The following is an 18,394-nucleotide window of genomic DNA, read 5'->3' as shown; positions in this document are numbered from 1 at the left end:
GGGCGACCGAGTCATGCCCTGTCCCGCCAGGGGCAGTACCCGGGGGGCCCCGCAACGTGCGCCCGCAACAGTTCGGCAAAATGGCGACGATGCTGCGGCATGAAGGCGCAGACGCGGATCGGCGTCGCCGCCGGCCCGCCTCTGCCCGGCCACCGCGACGACTGCAAGGCACGGGAGACGTACGGAGCCAAGGTCGCCGTCGGCAAGACCTCAACTCGCCCTAACGTTTGTGATGTTGCTCCCGTACCTGAGCGGGCGGCAGCTAGGTCTGCTGCCGGTGGATGCCCGCATGTTGGGGGCAACGGCGCCCGAGCTTGGTGCGGCCGGCCGAGACGAGCGAGAGCACCGTCCGATAGCGCGTGTTCGAGTTGGAGGACGACGAGGAGCTCGGTCGGGTGCGGCGGCCAGGAATCGGGACTCGCGCGGCCATGCACCGCTCTCTCCTCAAAGCCGGCGACTGCTCGAGTATCGCGGCCTCACCATCCCACCCACCACGCCAAGTCGCGCTGGACTACGCCAGGCTACAAGTCCTGGTCGGCCACCTACCGGGACCCGCCTGGGCCGGCCTGCGACATCACCACCCGTTTCGTCGGATAGCCGGGCAGCCCTCGACGTCGCCATCACCGACGCCGGTTCACCAGGATCTCCAGAGCCACTGCGGACACCGCGGCGGCCACACGTATCCACACGGCCTGGGACGTTGGCCCGGAATCGGAGGTTCCGGGGCAACACCCCACATCCCGTTCGAGCGTGCGTGGTTGGCCCATCGATCACGCTTGCTTTCCGTACAAGCGCCCTGAAAGCCTTCGTTCGATTCAGCTGACGCAGCAGCAACAGCAGTAACAACGGAGGCAATACGCATGTCCCCACGCATGTCCCGGCGCTCGTCCCGCATTCGAATACGCCGGGCGTGGCTGACGGCCACCACCGCAGTCACGCTGGTGCTGACCGGCCTGTCGGCCCCGGCCCACGCGGAGGGGACTCCTCCGCCGGTGCCCGAATCGTGGCGCCAGGATCCGCAGACAGCTGCGAGCGGTGCCGCGCCCTTGGGCACCAGGGCGTGGAGCAGCCCCGGCGGCAAGGCCGACCCCTCGGACTTCGTCCTGCAGGCCGGCGCGATGAACGGAACGACCGCCGACCGCGTCGCCCGTCTCGACGGCGTACTGCCGAAGGCGGGCGTATCGAAGCTCCTCGCCAGTGCCAACCGCACCGTCAACACCACGTCGTGCAGCCGTGACCCGTTCGGCACGGCACCCGCTCCGGCCCTCAAGTGGTGCCTGGAGGGCGACGACTCGACCTCGCGCGAGTGGATCCCGCAGGCCATGACCGGCGTCTCGGACGCCGCGGACAATGAGCAGTACGGCGTCGGCAACGACGCGAACATCCAGCTCTACGCGTCCTACGACAACTGGGACCCGGGTCGCGACAGCAATGGGAACGAGGTGGGCGACTGCAACCCCGACGAGTTGAAGGCGAACGACGCCTGCAGCCAGAAGGGTGTGCGGATCTCCTTCGTGCAGCGCCGCACCGACGGCACGGTGAAGTACCGGCATGTGCTGCTGGCCTGGACGTACATGAACAATTCCGACCACGTCTCCTTCGACGGAGTGCACTCCGACGAGGGCTCGACGGTTCCGAACCCGGACGAACACATGCAGAACGGCCTGCACGCGGGCGGCATGGTCTGGTACGGCCACTATCTCTACGTCGCCGACACCCGGAACGGCATCCGGATCTTCGACATGGAGAAGATCATGGACCTGGATCCCAACGGGGACGGCAAGGCCGGTGACGAGATGGGCGCGGACACCGACGGGGTGAAGACCACGTCCAACGTCGAGGACAAGACCAAGGTCGGCCGCCAGAACAACGTCTGGTACGGCTTCGGCTACCGCTACGTGATGCCGCAGGTGGCAGCCTGGAAGTTCAAGGCCGAGCAGTCCAACCCCTCGGGTTCGTTCAAGTGCGTCAGCACGGGCGCCCCGAAGGCGTCCTACCTGTCGCTCGACCGCAGCACGACACCGGACCGGCTGATCATGGGTGAGTACTGCCGTCCTGAGAGCGGCTACCCCTCCCCCGGGCGGATCGCCTCGTTCCCCGTCAAGAACCTCGAGAACCGTTCCGGCGAGGTGGCGGCCGAAGGCTGGGCCAACTACCTGCCGATGACCAACGGTGGCGCTCAGGGTGCGCTGGCGATGGGCGAGAAGCTGTACGTCAACCAGAGTGCCGGCCACAACGACCCGGGCAACCTCTGGCGTTACAAGTGGAGCAACGGTGAGCTGGTGTCCAACGGCAGCGCGATCAAAACCGCCACGGGTGCCGAAGACCTCTACTACGAACGCGGCGCGCAGCGTCTGTGGTCGGTCTCCGAACACTACGGTCCGGCGGTGAACGCCGAGGCCCTCGAAGACGGCAAGTCGGCGCCGTGCCTGGGCCTCGTGTGTGAGCGCGTCCTCTACGCCCACAGCAAGGCTCAGCTGGACGCCCCGTAGTCAGGCTCCGAGCCACCACCGACATCGGCTCCCGCTGCGCTGATCACGCGCGGCGGGAGCCGATGTCATTGCGTTCCGGGCAGGACCCGCAGACCCGTAGCGCGAGGAAACCACGCCAGGCCCGTGCCGCCTCCGGTGATGAGGATGGTCCTGCCGGTGAAACGGTCTACTCGGGTGTTCCCGTCAGGGTGCGCACGAGGTGGTCGCCGAGGTGGGGCAGCCAGTCGGGCCGTGCGTTGCCCAGGAGGTGGCCGCCGTGGGGAACGGACAGGTAGCCGCCGTGCGGCGCCAGGCGGGCCAGGATGCCCGAGCCGCCGACGATCCGCCCCCAGCACCGGGAGGAGCTGTCCGTGCGTGGTGAGAACACCTGAGACCTGTACGGCCGGTCACGTGCGGAGCCAGATGGTGAGGGCCGCGGCGGTGGCGGCGCCGGCTACAAGGGGCGAGACGGCGTCGCGGGCACCCCGGACGGCACTATTCGGCCAGGGGTAAAACCATGGTGCTCCACGGCTCACGTAGGGGACCGTCGGCATACGCGGGAGGCCCAATGAGGGTTTCCCCGGTCTCTACGAGGAGGCACCGTGTACGTGCGCAAGCTTTTCGCGGTGATTGCCGCTGCGGCCGCTCTACTGGGGGGCACGTCCCTTGCCGGGCAGGCGTCGGCCGCAGCCCAACCGTCCGTCTACGGCCAACAGGCCCGCGCGGCAGGACTGACCAGTGCCCAGGCGGGCCGGCTCCAGAACAAGGTCGACGCCTACCTGGCCGACCACACCGGAAGCCGGCAGATCTCGGCGAACAAGCTCGCCACCGAGTTCGGCACGGTGACGGTCAGCGCGCCGGGCCAGGCCCAGGCCCGGGACCTCGCCGCCCCGGGTGTCGCACTGGCGTGCGGCAACGGCCACCTCTGCATCACGGACGGCCTCGGCTACTACTACGACTACTACTACTGCGGGCTCTACAACTTCAACGGGGTAGGGATCGGCTCCTTCAACAACAACCAGACGTGGGGTACGAAGGCCTGGTTCTACAACTCCGACCGAACCATCCGCTTTTACCACACCGCGAAGGGCAGCAGCAGCAACGTGGACTGGTCTCCCGTGTACTTCATCAAGCCGTGCTGACCTGACCAACGCCTCACCAGCGGGCGCTGAGAGAGCCCCTGCCCTCGCTCGGGTGGGGGCTACCTGCTGTCCAGCGGCAGAACGCCGACACAGACCTCTCCGCAGTGCTCTGCTGCGCGGGGGAAGAGGTCGAATGGCGCCGGGCACCGAAAACAGGTGGTCCCCTCGACACGCCGGCGCCGCCCTGAGGCGGCCGGTCGGACGACCGGCTCCGCATCGGCCCCTTGCGTCTTCGTTCAGGCGGCGACGACGCGGAAGAAGCGTTCCGGGATCAGGATCCGTCGGCGCCTTTCCGCAGCTGGTACAGCTTTCCGGAATCCGAGGGACCGACGTTCTGGTGGATCCCGGGCTCCCGGTCGGTGCCGCCGACGCCCCACGCCTGCCAAAAACACCCGGGGACGTGGACGCGGACCTCCTGGGTCCAGACGTTCCACCCGGGCTCGTACGACCAGGTGCCGGAACCCGAGCACCGCCGTGACGGGTCGCCGGGTTCGTCGGAGGGGCGGTGATTGCCGACGCCGGCGGCCGTGACCCGGCCGTCCGAGGTGAAGACCAACCTTCCGCCCGTGTGGTCGACCCAGGTGCCGACCATGGTCTCCGCACCGATCGCCGGCGGCTCGTACGCGGGCAGCAGGCCGGAGGTGAGCCCGAGGGCGCCGAGGAGGCCCGTTCCCACCACCACCGCGGCGCCCCCCAGGGCCACTTGCCGGACCAGTCCCGGGTGCCGGGGCCGGGCGACCAAGCCGCCCACGGAGAGTGCGGCCGTGGCGTCCGCCCAGAAGACGAGCACGAGCCGCGTGTCCACGCTGTTGTACGCCGCGAAGGCCGCGATCGGCGGTGCCACCAGGGCCGCCACCGTGAGCGGAACCCACCACCACGCCTCGCGGCCGCCGATGCGGCGGCCGAGCAGGTCGGCCAGCGCCACCGCCGGCAGCACGAAGACCAGGGACAGCACGAACGCGATCACCCCGACGATCACGCCTAAGGAGAACAGGGCCGCCACCAGGGCGGCGTAGTCGACCGGGGTGTCCGGCGGCGGTTCCGTCCGGACGTACAGAAGGACCACGACGACGGCGAGCGCGACCTCCAAGCATCCCGCCAGCGCCGAGACCAACAGCATCCGGCCGTACGACCGCTCCTGATGCACGGCCAACCCCCCTCGCGGCACGGCGAAATGAACGCGTTCGCCAGACTGGCGGCGTGGATCCATTCTGCCAGCCGGACTGAACGCGTTCAATTAATTCTTCGTGCGCCCCCCTCCCCGCCACCCAACACCGCCGCCGCCGCCGACACCGCTGACACCGCTGACACCGCCGCCGCAGCCGAACAGCGCACATGCGACACCGGCAGGGCGAGCGAAGGGCCACCGCCTCCCCCAGCGGCAGCCCCTCAAGTGCCGCTGCAGGGCTCGCCGCTGCCACGGGTCACCGGGAATCAGTCACGGCCGCCCGGCCCTCGTCGTACAGTCGATCAATGATTGGCCGGCGGCATTCCTGCACGGCCGAGAGGAGCCGTTGATGACCACTCCGCGGGACTTGTTGATCGTTTCCATGGACCTGGAGTCCAGTCGCCCTGTCGAACAAGGCGACCTGTCGCTTGCGCTCGCAGGGGCCGAGGTGATCGACCTCCTCGCCGCCCAGGCCATCAGGCTGGACGGGGATCACATCGTGCCGGGTGATCAGCCGACCCTGGTTGATCACCTGTTGGACGAGGCAGCCGCGTCGCTCGTTCGGGAGGTGCCTTACGAGTCGGTCGCCGACTGGCTGTGGCGCAGGGGCCGCGGTCTGTCCGCGGCCTACCAAGCCGCGCTCGAGCAGGAAGGGCAGCTCATCAGGCAACGCCGCCGCGGGATCTCCTTCCGGGCCGGTCAGCTGGTGCTGGTCGATTCGCCCAGCCGCCGCCGGTCTGCGGACCGCTGGGCTTCGGACGAACCCGTACTCGCCACCCTCGCGGAGGCCGTAGGGGTCCGCGGAAAGCGGACGGAAGACACTCCGGACTTGGCCGACGACGTCGCAACCGTGCTGGCCACCGTCAACGACGCGTTGGTGGAACTGGCGGCCGTACGACAACGCCGAGCCATCGAGGACGCGGCTTTCGACAACATTTGGCGGGGCGGCGCCGGATGACGACGGAGCGTCCGCAGGCTCCCCGGCCCCCCGTAGAGAACTCCATCGGTCACCGCCGGGGCGAAGCCGCCGTCGGCATGCCGTGCGCACCAGCATCCTTCACCGCGCTGAAGTACCACCCGGCCGTGCCGGACCACCCCGCAGCCGGGGGAACCGGCCGCGGCCACTGAACCTGATCGAGTGGGGTGAGCGCTCTCCCGCCGCGGCGGCCAACGCGGGACAGGAGCGGTCGCCGCGGGCGAGGCGTACTCACCCCACGGCAACCGCCCCTGCCTGCGTAGACACGGAGTGAAGGCAATCATTCCGGAGCGTAAGGACCAAGGCTCCAACCGGGAGAAGAAGGGCGCGAGAGGCGGGTCGGCTCGTCGGCCACGACGCCGTTCTCCACAAGGAACGGAACACCGTCGAACGCCCTGATCAACAAGTTGAAGGCCTGGCGCGGCATCGCCACCCGCTACGACAAGACACTGGAAGCTGCCTCGCCGGCCTCCACCTCCGCGCCTCAATGACCGGATCGACGACCTCCTGGAGGTGGCCGACCGATCACATCATCACACAGGCCCTAGTTGCCGATACCCGCGCTGCCGATCCCCGTGTTGCCGATGCCCGCACTACCGACTCCGGTGTTACCGAAACCGGCGTTGCCCACTCCCCCGTTGAAAATGCCGGAGTTGCCCACCCCCCAGTTGGCGATGCCCGAGTTGCCCACCCCCCAGTTGGCGATACCCGAGTTGCCCACACCCGAGTTGCCGATGCCGGAGTTGCCGACGCCGTCAGCGCTCGCCATGGCGGCTCCGCCGAGGGTCATGACCGCAGCGGTACCGACGACAGCCGCCACGCGAAGAAGATGCGCACGCATCACTACATACCTCCTGTTTCTGGACATTTCCCTACATCTCTAACACGTCGCTCTCTCGAAGACCCGGCATAACTGCGCTCACGCCCCCATGTGGCTCACGACAGGCGGTCAACGGGGGACCGTCTGGCGGGCAGCTTGGCTGCGGCCGTGACGACTCGCACCCGCGGAGTCGCTCAGTCAGCCAGAGGGTCGCGCAGTGTGCGTCGAACCTCTACTCCGCTGCGAGGCAGCTCGCGAGGACGCCGGAGCCGGGGACGCACTCGGCGGCCAGGGCGAGCATCAGCTCGAAGGTGACGTGGCGGGCCCGCAGTTCGGCGGCGAGGCGGTTCTGGGCGGCCGGCCAGGCCGGCCAGGTCGAACCGCTGTCCGAGGCGCCCAGGTCCCAGGGCTTGCCGGAGGTGAGCTGCGGCCACTCCCCCAGTCCGGCACCAGGGCATCGGGAGTGCGGCCGGGGGAGCGAGTCTGCGTTCGGATCGTCGGCGTGGCGGGGCGGGGTGATCCGACGGCCGGCGAGTGGGAGCAGCTGCGCTCAGCAGGAGGCGCCGATCAGGGATCTGGAGCAAGGGAACGGAGCAGAGGAACGGAGCAAGTCGCACGCCACCTCGGACACATTTACGATTAGGGTGACGCCCTCGGGGTTCCGGCGACGTGTGTTCGCCCAGATCGAAGGGGCCTGCCATGGCCAGGTCTCATGCCTTCCGAGGAGCCCCCTGTCGCCGCGCGGCAGTTCCGGCGGCGGCGGCTCTCCTTCTCGCCTCCCTGTGCACGGGCACCGCCCCCGTCGGAAACGCCGCCGCACCGGTGCGGACGGATTTCGACACGGCCACCGTGGAAAAGCTGGACGCGGCGCTGACGAAGGCGATGAAAGAGGCCCGTATCCCGGGTCTCAACGTCGGTCTGTGGATCCCCGGCCGCGGTGTGTACGAGAAATCGTTCGGCGTCGGCGACAAGGCGAACGACACACCGATGAAAAGCGACCTGTTCACCCGGATCGGCAGCGTCACCAAGCCCTTCACCGTCACCGGGGTCCTCCAGCTGGTCGACCACGGCAAGGTCGGACTCGACGACCCCATCTCGAAGTACGTCAGCGGTGTCCCCGGCGGGGGCGCCGTCACCGTCCGCCAGCTCGCCGAAATGCGCAGCGGACTCTTCGACTACACCCACGATGAGAAGTGGCTCGCGAACCTGAGCGCCGATCCGCACCGCGCCTACACCCCGCGCCAGCTCCTCGACACCGCCTTCGAGCACCCCGCGAACTTCAAGCCCGGCGCCCAATGGGAGTACAGCAACACCAACACCATCCTTCTCGGCCTGCTCGTCGAGAAGGTGAGCGGACAGCGACTCGCCGACTACCTCCAGGCTCACGTCTTCGCCCCCCTGAACCTCGACGACACGTCCCTGCCCGGCGACGGCACCATGCCCGACCCGCACGCGCACGGCTACACCGACTTCACCCCCGACGGCACCGTTGCCGACGCCACCAACTGGAACCCTTCGTGGGGCTGGGCCGCCGGCGCGATCGTCTCCGACCTGGAGGACTTGCACACCTGGGCCCCGGCCCTTGCGGACGGACGGCTGCTGACGAAGAAGACGCAGGCCGAACGGCTTCGCATGCTGCCGACCGGCTTCCCCGGCATCTCCTACGGCCTGGGAATCCTCAACACCAACGGCTGGATCGGCCACAACGGCGAGATCCCCGGATACGAGTCGATAGCCGTCCAGCTCCCGGCGGAGAAGGCCACGCTCGTCGTACTCGTCAACTCCGACATCGACCACCAGGGCAAGAACCTGTCCTCCATCGTCGCCAACAGCGTCACTTCCATCGTGACCCCTGGCCATCTCTGGCCCGCCCCGGTGCCGGCCAAGCCGCAGTAGCCCGACCCACTCGTTGCCTTTCCCCGCCGACCTGACCGGCTGCGTCCATGTCTCCGCCAAGGGCCGTATGCGGACATGAGCGGGAGGGGGCAGCCTGTGCAGGACCCAGACTGCCCCGGTTGCGCTGTCAGTGCAGTCCGCTGTACGCGGCCATCACGATCTCCATGCCACGGTCGTCCTCCTGCCGGTCCCGGTCGATCATCTGGTTCATGACATAGGCCACCGTCATGCGTGAGCCGGGATCACTCACGACCAGTGAGCCGCCCCATCCGCCCCAGCCGAAGGTGTTGCCGAACTTGCCGAAGCCCGCCGTCCAGGACATCGGCGTCCTCAGAACGCGGTCCTCGCCGTTGAACACCGCCTGCCACGCGGGCTCGCAACCCTGGGGGGACAGCAGGCGCACACCGCCGACCGTGCCCTGGTTCGCCAGTACCGACTGGACGAGGGCGACAGAACGAGCGTTGCCGAAGCCGTTCACCGCCGGGATCTGCGCACGGCGCCAGGCCAGAGAGTTGGCGTCCCTGACCTGGATGGCGGCGCCGGTGTTCTCCCGGCGGGCGCCGTCCGGTCCGGGCGGCGCGCTCGCGGCGTACTCGTCGGTCGACGACGGCGGCGGGATGAGCGGTGCGACGCGGGAGTCGTGCTCCGCAGAGAGCCCGATGTGGAAATCCGCGCCCAGCGGCTCGGCCACTTCCTCTGCGAAGAACTCGCCGACACCACGGCCGGTGACGCGGCGGACGATCTCACCCACGAGGAACCCGAAGGTGAGCGCGTGATAGCCGGCGGCCGTTCCCGGTTCCCATTCGGGCGCCTGCGCGGCCAGCCCTGCCGTCACGCTCTCCCAGTCGTAGAGCTCCTCGACCGCCCTCAGCCCGGACAGGTCCGGCAGCCCCGCAGTGTGCGACAGCACGTGCCGTACCAGCACGTTCTCCTTGCCTGCCGCGGCGAACTCGGGCCAGTAGGCGGCGACCGGCGCGGACAGGTCGAGCCGGCCCCGGTCGGCCAGGATCAGTGCACAGAGGGCGGTCATGTTCTTGGTCGTCGAGTTCACGCCGGCGAGGGTGTCGCGCTCCCAGCCGACGGAACGGTCCGCATCGGCGTACCCGCCCCAGATGTCGACCACCGGCTCGCCGTCAAGGGAGACAGCCGCCGAGGCGCCCACGTCGTCCTTGCCGAGCAGAGCTGCAAGTGCCTCACGGACGGCGTCAAACCGCGGCTCACAAAATCCTTTGATGTCGGTCATGGTCATGGGCATGAGCCTCAGGTAACGCAAGGGCTTTGTGCCCGACAATTCCCGCACCGGTTTTGTCGGGCGGGGCGCGATCGAATGTTCTCTACTGCAGCAAGGCGGCCTGTCGGCCGCGCGGACGATGGAAACGCAAAAGGAAGGACGTATACGCGTGCTGGAGCGGCTGAATCAGGCGCTGGAACACCTGGAGGCCTGCCTCGACCGGGAGATCGACATGGCGGAGGTGGCCCGGATCGCCGCGGTGTCGGAGTACCACTTCCGGCGGCTGTTCTCCGCGCTCGCCGGGATGCCGCTCCCGGTCTACGTGCGGCGCCGGCGGATGACGCTCGCCGGGGCCGAGGTGCTGGCCGGGGAGCTGCCGCTGCTCGATGTCGCGGTGCGGTACAGGTACGGCTCGGGCGAGGCGTTCGCCCGGGCGTTCCGGTCGGTGCACGGCATCGGGCCGGGCGAGGCCCGGCGCACGGGTGCGGTGCTCACGGCACAGCCCCGCATGTCTTTTCGTGTCGTCGTCGAAGGGAGTACGACCATGCGGTACCGGATCGTGGAGAAGGAGTCGTTTCGGGTCGTCGGCAGGAAGGCCCGGGTCCCGCTCGTGCACGAGGGAGTCAACGAGGCCGCATCGGCGCACGTGGAGAGCCTGGACGAGCAGGCGATCGTGCGGATGAAGGAGCTGCCCGGCCGGGAGCCGGAGGGGATCCTGTCGGCGGTGGTGCACCTGACCGACAGCCGGGAGGAGGGCGCCGAGGTGGACTACTGGGTCGGTGTGGTGACCGGTCCCGAGGCGGCACCCGCAGAGCTCGACGCCCTGGACGTGCCGGCCGGTACCTGGGCGGTCTTCGACAACCACGGGCCCTATCCGAGCGCCCTCCAGGAACTGTGGCGAGACGTGTTCACGCAGTGGTTCCCCTCGAACTCGTACGCGAGCCGGCCCGGTCCGGAGCTCCTGCGGACGCAGCCGGTGCAGATCGGCGCGGAGACCGACTCCCAGCTGTGGATCCCGGTCGAGCGGGGCGGCGAGAGCGCCGGGGCTTGAACACCGTTACCTGGACGTCGGAGCCGCAACCCACAACCCCCGGGGGGCCGGCCGGCCGACCCCGGGGCTCCCCGGGCCGTGACCTCAGGTCGTCAGGGTGGCCGTGGCCAGGGCCCCTTGGAGGATCCGCTCATGGGGCAGAGAGAGGTCGAAGAGACGGCCCAGGATTTCCAGCAGCGTGCGCCGCATCCGCTCTTCGTCCTCTTCACCCGTGTAGCCATCTCGGCCGGTGACTGGCAGTCCGGCTTCCACCATGGCCGCTGTCACCTCCGCCGCCACCGCCGGGTCCCCGTCGATACCGTCGTATCCCCATGATCCGTCCAGGTGCAGATTGAACGAGCAGGCGGAAACGCCATCGTGGTAGTACTCGAAGAACGGCGGCACGGGCTTGCCGTTGTCCTCTTCGTACTTCACCTGGAAGACGTGCGCGCCGCCCGCCGAGACCTGAGCGAGATCGTCGAACTCCGAACTCCCCCCACCACGGGCCGTACATGACCGCGAACGACAGGCCGGGGTGCTCGCCGTACCGCAGTGCACGCCCTCGTCGCCATCCCGGCGCAGTCGCCGTCCCCGGTGGCGGACCTCTCCCCCGCGGGCGAACCGCCCTGGGAGGGCGTCAGCGGCCTTCCAGGGCGGCGTCGCGCGCGGCAGGCAAATCAGCGGGCGTGGTGCTGGATTCCGCGCTGGCCCGGAACACCGCTCCGCCGGGTCGTAGCCGACCGGCGCCGGGTACTCCGGCGCCGCCGCCGGCCCGGGAACGGGTTCCTCCGCGCTGGAGCACTGGGCGCCAGAGCCAGGAGAACCACGAGGACGAGGACCGCGACGAGGATGAGCACGGTAACGAGGGTCATGTTCCTGCCTTCCGTCGGGTACTGACGAACTGTAATTACTTGGTGTAACCGGAATAACGGCCGCTAAACACTCTCGGTAGGGAACGAGCGTTGCGGAGGCCGGGCTGCGTGACGCCGTTGACGTTCGCCGGTGGGCGTGATGACGCTGAGGAGGGGGCCGAGTCCGTCACAGATCAGGTGGTACTGGCTGCCCGTTTCCACGGGTCTCCACCAGCGACGGACCGGTAGCGGCGCCCCCTTTTCGCCCGGATGCGGGAGCCATCCACGCACGCCCTGGACCAGTACGGCGAAGACCACGCCGTGCTCTTTCGCTCCGGCGAGGGCCTGATGGGCGGTGGGCTCCTCCACGCCGTTCTCATCCACTGCCAGGAATCCCTCATCGCAGCGGGGGAAGAGACTCTTCTCGGTCTCGCCGAGCACCGCCTGGACACGACCGTCGTCTACGAAGCCACGGTGTGGGCCTCGGGGTTCGAGGCCGCGGGATCAGGCCCCCGCGACCAGGCATCGCGTGGCCGTGGTGTCCGTGCACGCCGGCTGCCCTCACCCTCAGCCATGCCTGTCACGCCGTCAGGGGCGTCAGGGGCGTCAGTCAGCGGCTCTACGCGGTGTCTTGTGCAGGATCCAACTGCCAGGCACTGGAGGTGATGCCAAGACTCCTCCGCATCTCATCCCTGGCCAGGGTCAACCGGTCCCACAACTCGTCTGAGCGTCTGTCCAGCTCTCGCATGGTGGCCTCCCGATCCGGGGTGCCCCGACGTAGATCTTGCACCAGGCCGTACATCTTTCGGAGCGAACCGTTCACCGCTCCCAGCGCAACCAATACCTCATCGGAGACGCTCATCTGGGCTTCGGCATGCTGTGAAACATAGGCCGCCCACACGCTGTCCAGCGCAGCACCTGTCTCCGGCTCGATTCGTCCGGTCTTCCGGAGTTCGATACCGCACGACACCAGCGCATCCCTCGCACTGCGAGCAGCCGCATTGATCCTCGCGTAGGACGCTCGGCGCCCTTCGAGGACCTGGGTGTCCTGAGCGTGCTTCCGGTCCTCCAGGCGGTGCCGGTCCAAGCGTTCCCGGTCTTCTTTGCGAAGCCGCTCCGCGCCCCGCTGCGTCAGCAGCACTGACATGAGCGTGACCAGCCCTCCTACGACAGCAGCCCCGAGAGTAAGCAACGCCGACCCCATCGATCCCCCTCCGTCGACTTCTCCGGACGTACCCACTACTCGCATGCATCAAAAACGTCGTCTGTCACCGGCGCGCCCCGAGACGTAGCGATCTCGTTCCACCAGGTACCGCAAAGACGGCGAGGGCTGGAGAGGATGGTGTTGACGCCTCTGGTCGGGGAAGGCGCAGTGCCGAGACCCACCACACCGAGGGAGCAGCATGCCAACCGTGGCAGACGTCAGAGCCCAGGGGTTTGGGGGCGTCTCGGGTGCCTCCGCTACTACGGCTTGAACTTGTTCCCGTGCGTCGGTGAGTTGTGCATGGCGTTCGAGCTGTAGGACGACCGGTCACTCGCGGCCTGCACCCTACGAGCCTGCTCGATCAGCAGGCCCTCCGCGGTCTCCGTACGCCGGTTTCCCCGGCGCAACAAAGTCCACACCATCCACACCGCCGCCAAGGCCATCACACCAAAGAACACACCGAGCTCGACCATGCCGCCCCCCGTCACACGAAACTGGAACACAACCCTACCCAACGGAGTCGAACAGTGAGCCGCAGAAGCGCCCCTCACTGCTCGGTGGACTCGACTTCACCAAGCAGGGCCCTTGCCATTCGGCGGTGGCGTCCCCAGCCTCGCCTCGGACTAGGGCCTGTCCGATGGGTCGTGTGAGCTGATCAGGGACGTGGCCTACTGTCCGTTGGAACGAAGGGGGCCGCATGGCACGCGATACAGCCGAAGCAGAGGCGGGGATGAAGGGGATCACGTTTCCTGCCTGGCACGGAAAGCACTACGTGACCCTGACTGAGCTACTGGTTCGCCTCGGCAGCTTCTGCGTGGACCTGACGTGGCGCGTCGAATTCGACGAGATCGTCGATCCTCGCTGTGTCGAGATGGCGAGAGGGTCCGCCGGCGCCGGCATGGACACGTTGACACTGTTGTCGTTGACGACCCCCTTCCTCCAGTTGATCGACGCCGAGGCACGTGGGTTCGCCGGGGACGAGCTGGTGCTCGTCCTGACCGAATTCGACAGCTCTGTGGGATGTCAGGTCGGTCGACGGGCGCGTACTCAGCGAACTTCGCCAGCACTACCCGGGTGCCAAGGACCTGTGAATGGTGCGCTTCACTGCGGACGGAGCCATAGGCGGATCGCGGCCACGGTGACCGTTCCGTGGAAGACGTAGGCCCGCTTGTCGAAGCGTGTGGCGATGGCGCGGAAGTTCTTGAGCCGGTTGATGGTCCGCTCGACTTCGTTGCGGCGGCGGTAGATCGTCTTGTCGAATCCTGTGGGTCTGCCGCCTTGGCTGCCGCGGCGTCGGCGGTTGGCCCGCTGGTCTCTCGGCTCGGGGATCGTGTGCTTGATCTGGCGTCTGCGCAGGTGATGCCGGTTGCGGCGTGACGAATAGGCCTTGTCTCCCCCGACGTGGTCGGGCCGGGTGCGCGGTCGTCCACCAGCTTGTCGGGGCACGCGGATCTCTTCCAGGACGCGAATCATCTGCGGTGCGTCCCCCCACTGGCGGGCGTGATGACAAACCCGAGCGGGCGGCACCCACCTTCTCCGGCGAGGTGGATCTTGTTGTGAGCCCGCCTCGCGAGCGTCCCAGGGCCTCATCGGAGCGGTGATGCGCCGGGCTCCTGCGCCAACCCGGCACTTCCGGGGCACGAGTGGAGGCACCAGCGGCGTGCTGGTGAGCGCGGCAGGTCGTGGAATCGACGCTGACCATGCTCCAGTCGATCCGGCCCTCGGCGTCGGCGTCGGCCTGGACGGCCCGCAGGATTCTCTCCCACGTGCCGTCCGCGGACCACCTTCGATGACGGTCGTGAACCGTCTTCCAGCTACCGAAGCAGGGAGGCAGGTCCCGCCAGGGGAGGCCGGTCCGCTGCCGGAACAGAATCCCGTTGATCACCCGACGGTGGCATTGCCAGCGTCCACCCCGCCCGTGATTGGCCGGCAAGTGCGGCTCCAGCCGATCCCACTCTTCATCCGAAAGATCTCCCCGCCCCATGTCCCACAGAACGAGTTCCCAGCAGGAGCGTCACACGCCCCGGCCAGCCCCCTCGCGCGTGTCCGGCGCCCGAGATGCGACGGCGCCGGACGCGGCGCACGATGAACAGGGCACGTGTCCTTCTCCGACCGTGCACAGCTGGGGGGATCACCCGTTCACGTGCGAAGAAGCGGGGAGACCCATGAAGAAAACCCTGATGGCCGCACTTGCCACTTCCGTGATGGCCGTCATGCCGGCCGTTCCGGCGACGCCCGCTGCCGCTGCTTCGGCGTTCTGCAACCAGACGACCCCGAGCACGTCGCTCCTCGGCTACAACAAGGACACCGGAGCCGTGGGCACCGGCACCCTGTCGGCCGGGCGCTGGCGCTACGGCTCGAACATCGAGGTTCCCGACGGGTACACGCACGGCGTCGCGAGCCGCGACTCGATGCTGTTCTACAACGCCGACACCGGAGCGGGGGAGAGCGGCACCTTCAAGGGAGGGAAGTACACCCGCGTCCAGACCTACGACAACTTCTCGACGGGCTGGACCAACGTCGTGGCGTCGGGCGACTCGGCCCTCTTCTACAACGCCGACAACGGCCAAGGGGGCACGGGCACACTGAAGAACGGCCTGTACCAGCACGTCCGCTCGTACGACAACTTCAGCACGGGCTGGGAGTCCATCGCCGCCTCGTGTGACACGGCGGTCTTCACGAAGCCCGGCGAAGTCGGGTACGGGACCCTCAAGGGCGGCGTCTACACGCATGTGAACGGCAGGGGCACCGAGGACCTGGGCACCCTGGTCGCGACCAAGGACACGGTCCTGGCCCTGGCGGACAACGGTTCGGGACTCCGGTACCGCATCGCCACGGCGACCGACGGCAGGCTCGGCGGGTTCCGCGACATCGGCACGTCGGGCATGTGGCAGGAGGAGGGCCGGACCTCGGACAGCCTGATCTTCTACAAGACGGACGGCACCGCGTGGACCTCCAAGCTCAGCAGGAACACCTACGCCAACGTCGGACCACTCGCCGGGGTCTCCTCGGACTGGACGTTCTTCGCGGGCGGTGTGTGAGCCCGCGAGCAGAGCACCCGCAGGCGGCGTTCACCCGGTCTCCGAGGTGAACCGCCCTCAGTTCCTCCCACAGCGACCGCTGGAAGGCCGTCACCAGGGCCTGCACCACCATCGGCTGCATGTGCGCCGACAGGGTCTTCATCGACCCCGACCGCGGTTACGCGGCAGATGCCGCTCCAGCCGCATCCACTCGTCATCTGAAAAATCCCCTCGCCCCACACCGACCGCAACGATCCAGCGCGAGGCGAGTCACAGGACCCGTCGGACACGGACTAGCTGCCGCTGCACGGGAGGTGACTGCGTTTCAGCCACCTGGCTCTGCTCTCGTGGTCCCGGTTCCTGCTGGCATCGGGCCGTTCCCGCCAGGGCCAGGACGGGGTCTGGCAGAGGAACGGAGTCGTGTACTCCCCACGGGGCTACCCGGTGAGCCACTTCAGCCTCGGTGACGACATCGACTACATCGTCACCGACCGTGACGGCAGCATCTGGACCGCGTACGGCGACAAGGGCATTTACGGAAACCACCCGGAGAGCAGCGGCGGCCTGGCCCGCTGGAACACCGACGGCACCCACACCTGGAGCCCCCGGGGTCGTCTCCCCGTATGGCCCCTCGGCGGAAGCGCGGCCGCCACCGAGGAGGCCGTGGTCTGGCTCGCCTGGTACAGCCACGAGGGCGCCTTCCTGTCCGGGTCGATCCCAGCACCGGCGACATCACCAGCTACCGCAACCCCTCAAGGACACCGAGGGCATCGCGGTCCGCGGCACCCGGATGCTCCTCACCCACCGGTTCCACAACCGGCCCGACATTGAACTGAGCCGCGCGGAACTCGTCGGTGGGGCCTGGGTGACCACCACGCAGGAGAGGCCGCGCATGCCGGGACCGGTAATCACGCGCTGCGCCCAGGGCCGCGACGGCGCCCTCTGGCTCCGCGGCGGCGATACCTGGACACGGCGAGCCGGGGTGGGCGGAGCGGCTGTCAGACCGGTGCCGCCCACCCCGGTGGTCACTCGGCCGCGATCTCGCTCACGATCCACGCCCCGAGTTCTTCGGTCATGGTGGTGTGGCCCTCGTTGCGGCCGGCGCAGCGGAAGGCGTCGAGCTCGCTGTCACCCGCCGCGATCGGGTGGTGCAGCGCCTTCGGGTCGTTGATGTCGCCGGACGCGACGGCGCTGATGCTGGGGATGAAGCAGGACGTGGTGATGACGTCCGGGTCGACTTCGTTGCCGAGAAGGCTCATGAGGAGGGCGGCGAGGCCGAAGCTTCCGGTGTCGCCGACCGGGGACTGCATGGTGAACAGGCCGCCGGGAGCACCGTCGATGTCGGGCAGACCGCTGGTGCGCACCATGGTCGCCTCGTCGCCCGTCTTCTGCAGCCTGGCGACGATCTGCTCACCCTGGGCCTGGATCTTCAGCCAGGTGTCCTGCAGCGTTTCGCCGTCGCCCCTCACCGCGGTCGCACCGGCCTCCGCGCCGTTTCCGACGCCGGTCTTCACGCCGTTGGCGACACCGATCTTGCGGACGTTGCGCGGCCATCCCCCGAGTTCGTCGAGCTTCTGGAGGAACGCCAGCCGCTCCGGTGCCTGCTGCGGCTCGGCGTCGACCTTACCGATGTGCCACCGCGCCATCTCCTTCGCCGCCGGGCTGTTCAGCAGCCCGGAAAGCTGACGCAGCACGGGGCCCAGGGTGGGAACGTCTCCCCACTTGTCCGTCGCGTAGTGGGTGAAGGCCTGGAGGGAGAGGGGGAACCACGCCCCCTGGTGAGGGGTGTCGTAGGAGAGGTAGATGTCGGTCTCGTGGTCCGGAAGGCCGGGGTCGTTCTCCATCCTGGCCAGCGCGTAGCGGGCGATGAGCCCGCCCATGCTGAAGCCGCCCACGGCCAGCTTCGCGTTGCCCACCCGCTCGTCGACGGCCCGGCGGATGCACTCGATCGCGGTCTCGGCGTTGGCCGTGATCGAGGCTGTCCGGTCGTGGTAGCCGAGGATGATCACATCGCGGCCGAGGGCGTGGAGTTCGCTGACGAAGCGGAAGTTTCCGTTCTCCTCCAGCCCGTGCCAGAGCTGGTCCAGGTTGGTGGATCCGCCCGAGAAGCCGTCGGAGAGGATCACGGGCCGCGTGAGCTGACGGCGGTTCAGCGGGCTGTAGTACACCCAGGCCGTACCGCCCTGCAGGGGCCACTCGTCGTGGGCTTCCGGCGCGGGAGGAAAGGAGGAACGGGCCTGCGGGGAGGCGGGCCCCCAGATGTCAACGACGGTGTTGGACATGCTTCGTCGGCTCCTTGCGTAGTCGTGGAACCACCGCACGGCACGCGCGGTGATCCGGGGCGGGCAAAAAGCTCCTGAGACCCAGCAGCTCCTGCCGCACGGCATCCTCACACCGTGCCCTCGGCCGCTCCCCGTGCCTCTGACCGGGAAACCATCCCTCCGAGTGATCATCTTCGGCATTCGGGCGAGCGGCGGCACGCCAAAATCGTTTCGTCATCGGGGTTGCCGGAGGCACCGGACTGGGCCGTCTCTCTGTACGGGTTCGACATGGCAGGTCCGTACCCGCGCCCACCGACAGCCCGT

At 68.4% G+C, this 18,394-nt stretch carries 14 protein-coding genes and 3 pseudogenes; 7 read left to right on the top strand and 10 right to left on the bottom strand.

Going from position 1 to position 18,394, the window contains the following annotated elements; genetic code table 11:
• Positions 1 to 860 precede the first annotated feature (860 nt).
• Complete coding sequence (locus ACFWBY_RS22685) at positions 861 to 2,492, top strand: hypothetical protein (protein ID WP_385334015.1); 1,632 nt, start codon at positions 861 to 863, stop codon at positions 2,490 to 2,492.
• A gap of 166 nt (positions 2,493 to 2,658) precedes the next feature.
• On the opposite strand, the gene ACFWBY_RS22680 is transcribed toward ACFWBY_RS22685, so the two are convergent.
• Positions 2,659 to 2,859: a hypothetical protein gene (locus tag ACFWBY_RS22680; protein WP_385334018.1), complete on the bottom strand. Its 201-nt coding sequence runs from the start codon at positions 2,857 to 2,859 to the stop codon at positions 2,659 to 2,661.
• A 220-nt stretch (positions 2,860 to 3,079) separates the two neighbouring features.
• Between ACFWBY_RS22680 and ACFWBY_RS22675 the strand changes: the two genes are divergently transcribed.
• A complete protein-coding gene (locus tag ACFWBY_RS22675) occupies positions 3,080 to 3,613 on the top strand; it encodes a hypothetical protein (protein ID WP_385334021.1) in 534 nt (177 codons plus the stop codon).
• 271 nt (positions 3,614 to 3,884) lie between these two features.
• Here ACFWBY_RS22675 and ACFWBY_RS22670 read toward each other — a convergent pair whose 3' ends face one another.
• On the bottom strand, positions 3,885 to 4,760 hold the full coding sequence (locus tag ACFWBY_RS22670) for a hypothetical protein (RefSeq protein WP_385334023.1): 876 nt from the start codon (positions 4,758 to 4,760) through the stop codon (positions 3,885 to 3,887).
• A gap of 370 nt (positions 4,761 to 5,130) precedes the next feature.
• On the opposite strand from ACFWBY_RS22670, the gene ACFWBY_RS22665 reads away from it, so the two are divergent.
• Both ACFWBY_RS22665 and ACFWBY_RS22660 read left to right on the top strand, forming a co-directional pair.
• On the top strand, positions 5,131 to 5,739 hold the full coding sequence (locus tag ACFWBY_RS22665) for a GPP34 family phosphoprotein (RefSeq protein WP_385334026.1): 609 nt from the start codon (positions 5,131 to 5,133) through the stop codon (positions 5,737 to 5,739).
• Positions 5,740 to 5,961: 222 nt separating this feature from the next.
• Positions 5,962 to 6,279: pseudogene (locus ACFWBY_RS22660) on the top strand (hypothetical protein); the annotation flags it as partial.
• A gap of 22 nt (positions 6,280 to 6,301) precedes the next feature.
• Here the strand turns inward: ACFWBY_RS22660 and ACFWBY_RS22655 are convergent.
• Entirely contained in the window at positions 6,302 to 6,577 is a 276-nt protein-coding gene (locus tag ACFWBY_RS22655) for a pentapeptide repeat-containing protein (protein ID WP_385409691.1), read from the bottom strand.
• 849 nt (positions 6,578 to 7,426) lie between these two features.
• On the opposite strand from ACFWBY_RS22655, the gene ACFWBY_RS22650 reads away from it, so the two are divergent.
• Positions 7,427 to 8,473, top strand: coding sequence for a serine hydrolase domain-containing protein (locus ACFWBY_RS22650; protein ID WP_385334031.1), 1,047 nt, complete (start codon positions 7,427 to 7,429; stop codon positions 8,471 to 8,473).
• Between the two features lie 127 nt (positions 8,474 to 8,600).
• Here the strand turns inward: ACFWBY_RS22650 and ACFWBY_RS22645 are convergent, their stop codons facing one another.
• Positions 8,601 to 9,716, bottom strand: a complete 1,116-nt coding sequence (locus ACFWBY_RS22645; protein WP_385334106.1) for a serine hydrolase domain-containing protein — start codon at positions 9,714 to 9,716, stop codon at positions 8,601 to 8,603.
• Positions 9,717 to 9,873: 157 nt separating this feature from the next.
• Here ACFWBY_RS22645 and ACFWBY_RS22640 point away from each other — a divergent pair, with 157 nt between their 5' ends.
• Entirely contained in the window at positions 9,874 to 10,755 is an 882-nt protein-coding gene (locus ACFWBY_RS22640; RefSeq protein ID WP_385334034.1) for a GyrI-like domain-containing protein, read from the top strand.
• A gap of 84 nt (positions 10,756 to 10,839) precedes the next feature.
• Here the strand turns inward: ACFWBY_RS22640 and ACFWBY_RS22635 are convergent, their stop codons facing one another.
• From ACFWBY_RS22635 to ACFWBY_RS22620, 4 genes and pseudogenes are all read right to left on the bottom strand, one after another.
• A complete protein-coding gene (locus ACFWBY_RS22635; protein WP_385334037.1) occupies positions 10,840 to 11,169 on the bottom strand; it encodes a hypothetical protein in 330 nt (109 codons plus the stop codon).
• Positions 11,170 to 12,204: 1,035 nt separating this feature from the next.
• Positions 12,205 to 12,732 (bottom strand): hypothetical protein, encoded by a 528-nt coding sequence (locus ACFWBY_RS22630; protein ID WP_385409690.1) that lies wholly within the window; start codon positions 12,730 to 12,732, stop codon positions 12,205 to 12,207.
• A gap of 317 nt (positions 12,733 to 13,049) precedes the next feature.
• Entirely contained in the window at positions 13,050 to 13,292 is a 243-nt protein-coding gene (locus tag ACFWBY_RS22625) for a hypothetical protein (protein WP_385409689.1), read from the bottom strand.
• 598 nt (positions 13,293 to 13,890) lie between these two features.
• Positions 13,891 to 14,773 (bottom strand): annotated as a pseudogene (locus ACFWBY_RS22620) (IS5 family transposase).
• A 181-nt stretch (positions 14,774 to 14,954) separates the two neighbouring features.
• On the opposite strand from ACFWBY_RS22620, the gene ACFWBY_RS22615 reads away from it, so the two are divergent.
• Entirely contained in the window at positions 14,955 to 15,830 is an 876-nt protein-coding gene (locus tag ACFWBY_RS22615) for a hypothetical protein (RefSeq protein WP_385334045.1), read from the top strand.
• Here ACFWBY_RS22615 and ACFWBY_RS22610 read toward each other — a convergent pair.
• Positions 15,751 to 15,975 (bottom strand): annotated as a pseudogene (locus tag ACFWBY_RS22610) (hypothetical protein); the annotation flags it as partial. The gene ACFWBY_RS22615 and the pseudogene ACFWBY_RS22610 sit on opposite strands and share 80 nt — an antisense overlap.
• 859 nt (positions 15,976 to 16,834) lie before the next feature.
• The gene (locus ACFWBY_RS22605) at positions 16,835 to 18,091 is read right to left on the bottom strand and encodes an esterase/lipase family protein (protein ID WP_385334051.1); all 1,257 of its coding nucleotides are present in this window, start codon (positions 18,089 to 18,091) and stop codon (positions 16,835 to 16,837) included.
• Between the last annotated feature and the right edge of the window lie 303 nt (positions 18,092 to 18,394).

The organism is Streptomyces sp. NPDC060049 (genome assembly GCF_042736715.1).
In the GTDB taxonomy this organism is placed as follows: domain Bacteria; phylum Actinomycetota; class Actinomycetes; order Streptomycetales; family Streptomycetaceae; genus Streptomyces.
This window is presented reverse-complemented; position numbering and strand designations above follow the sequence as displayed.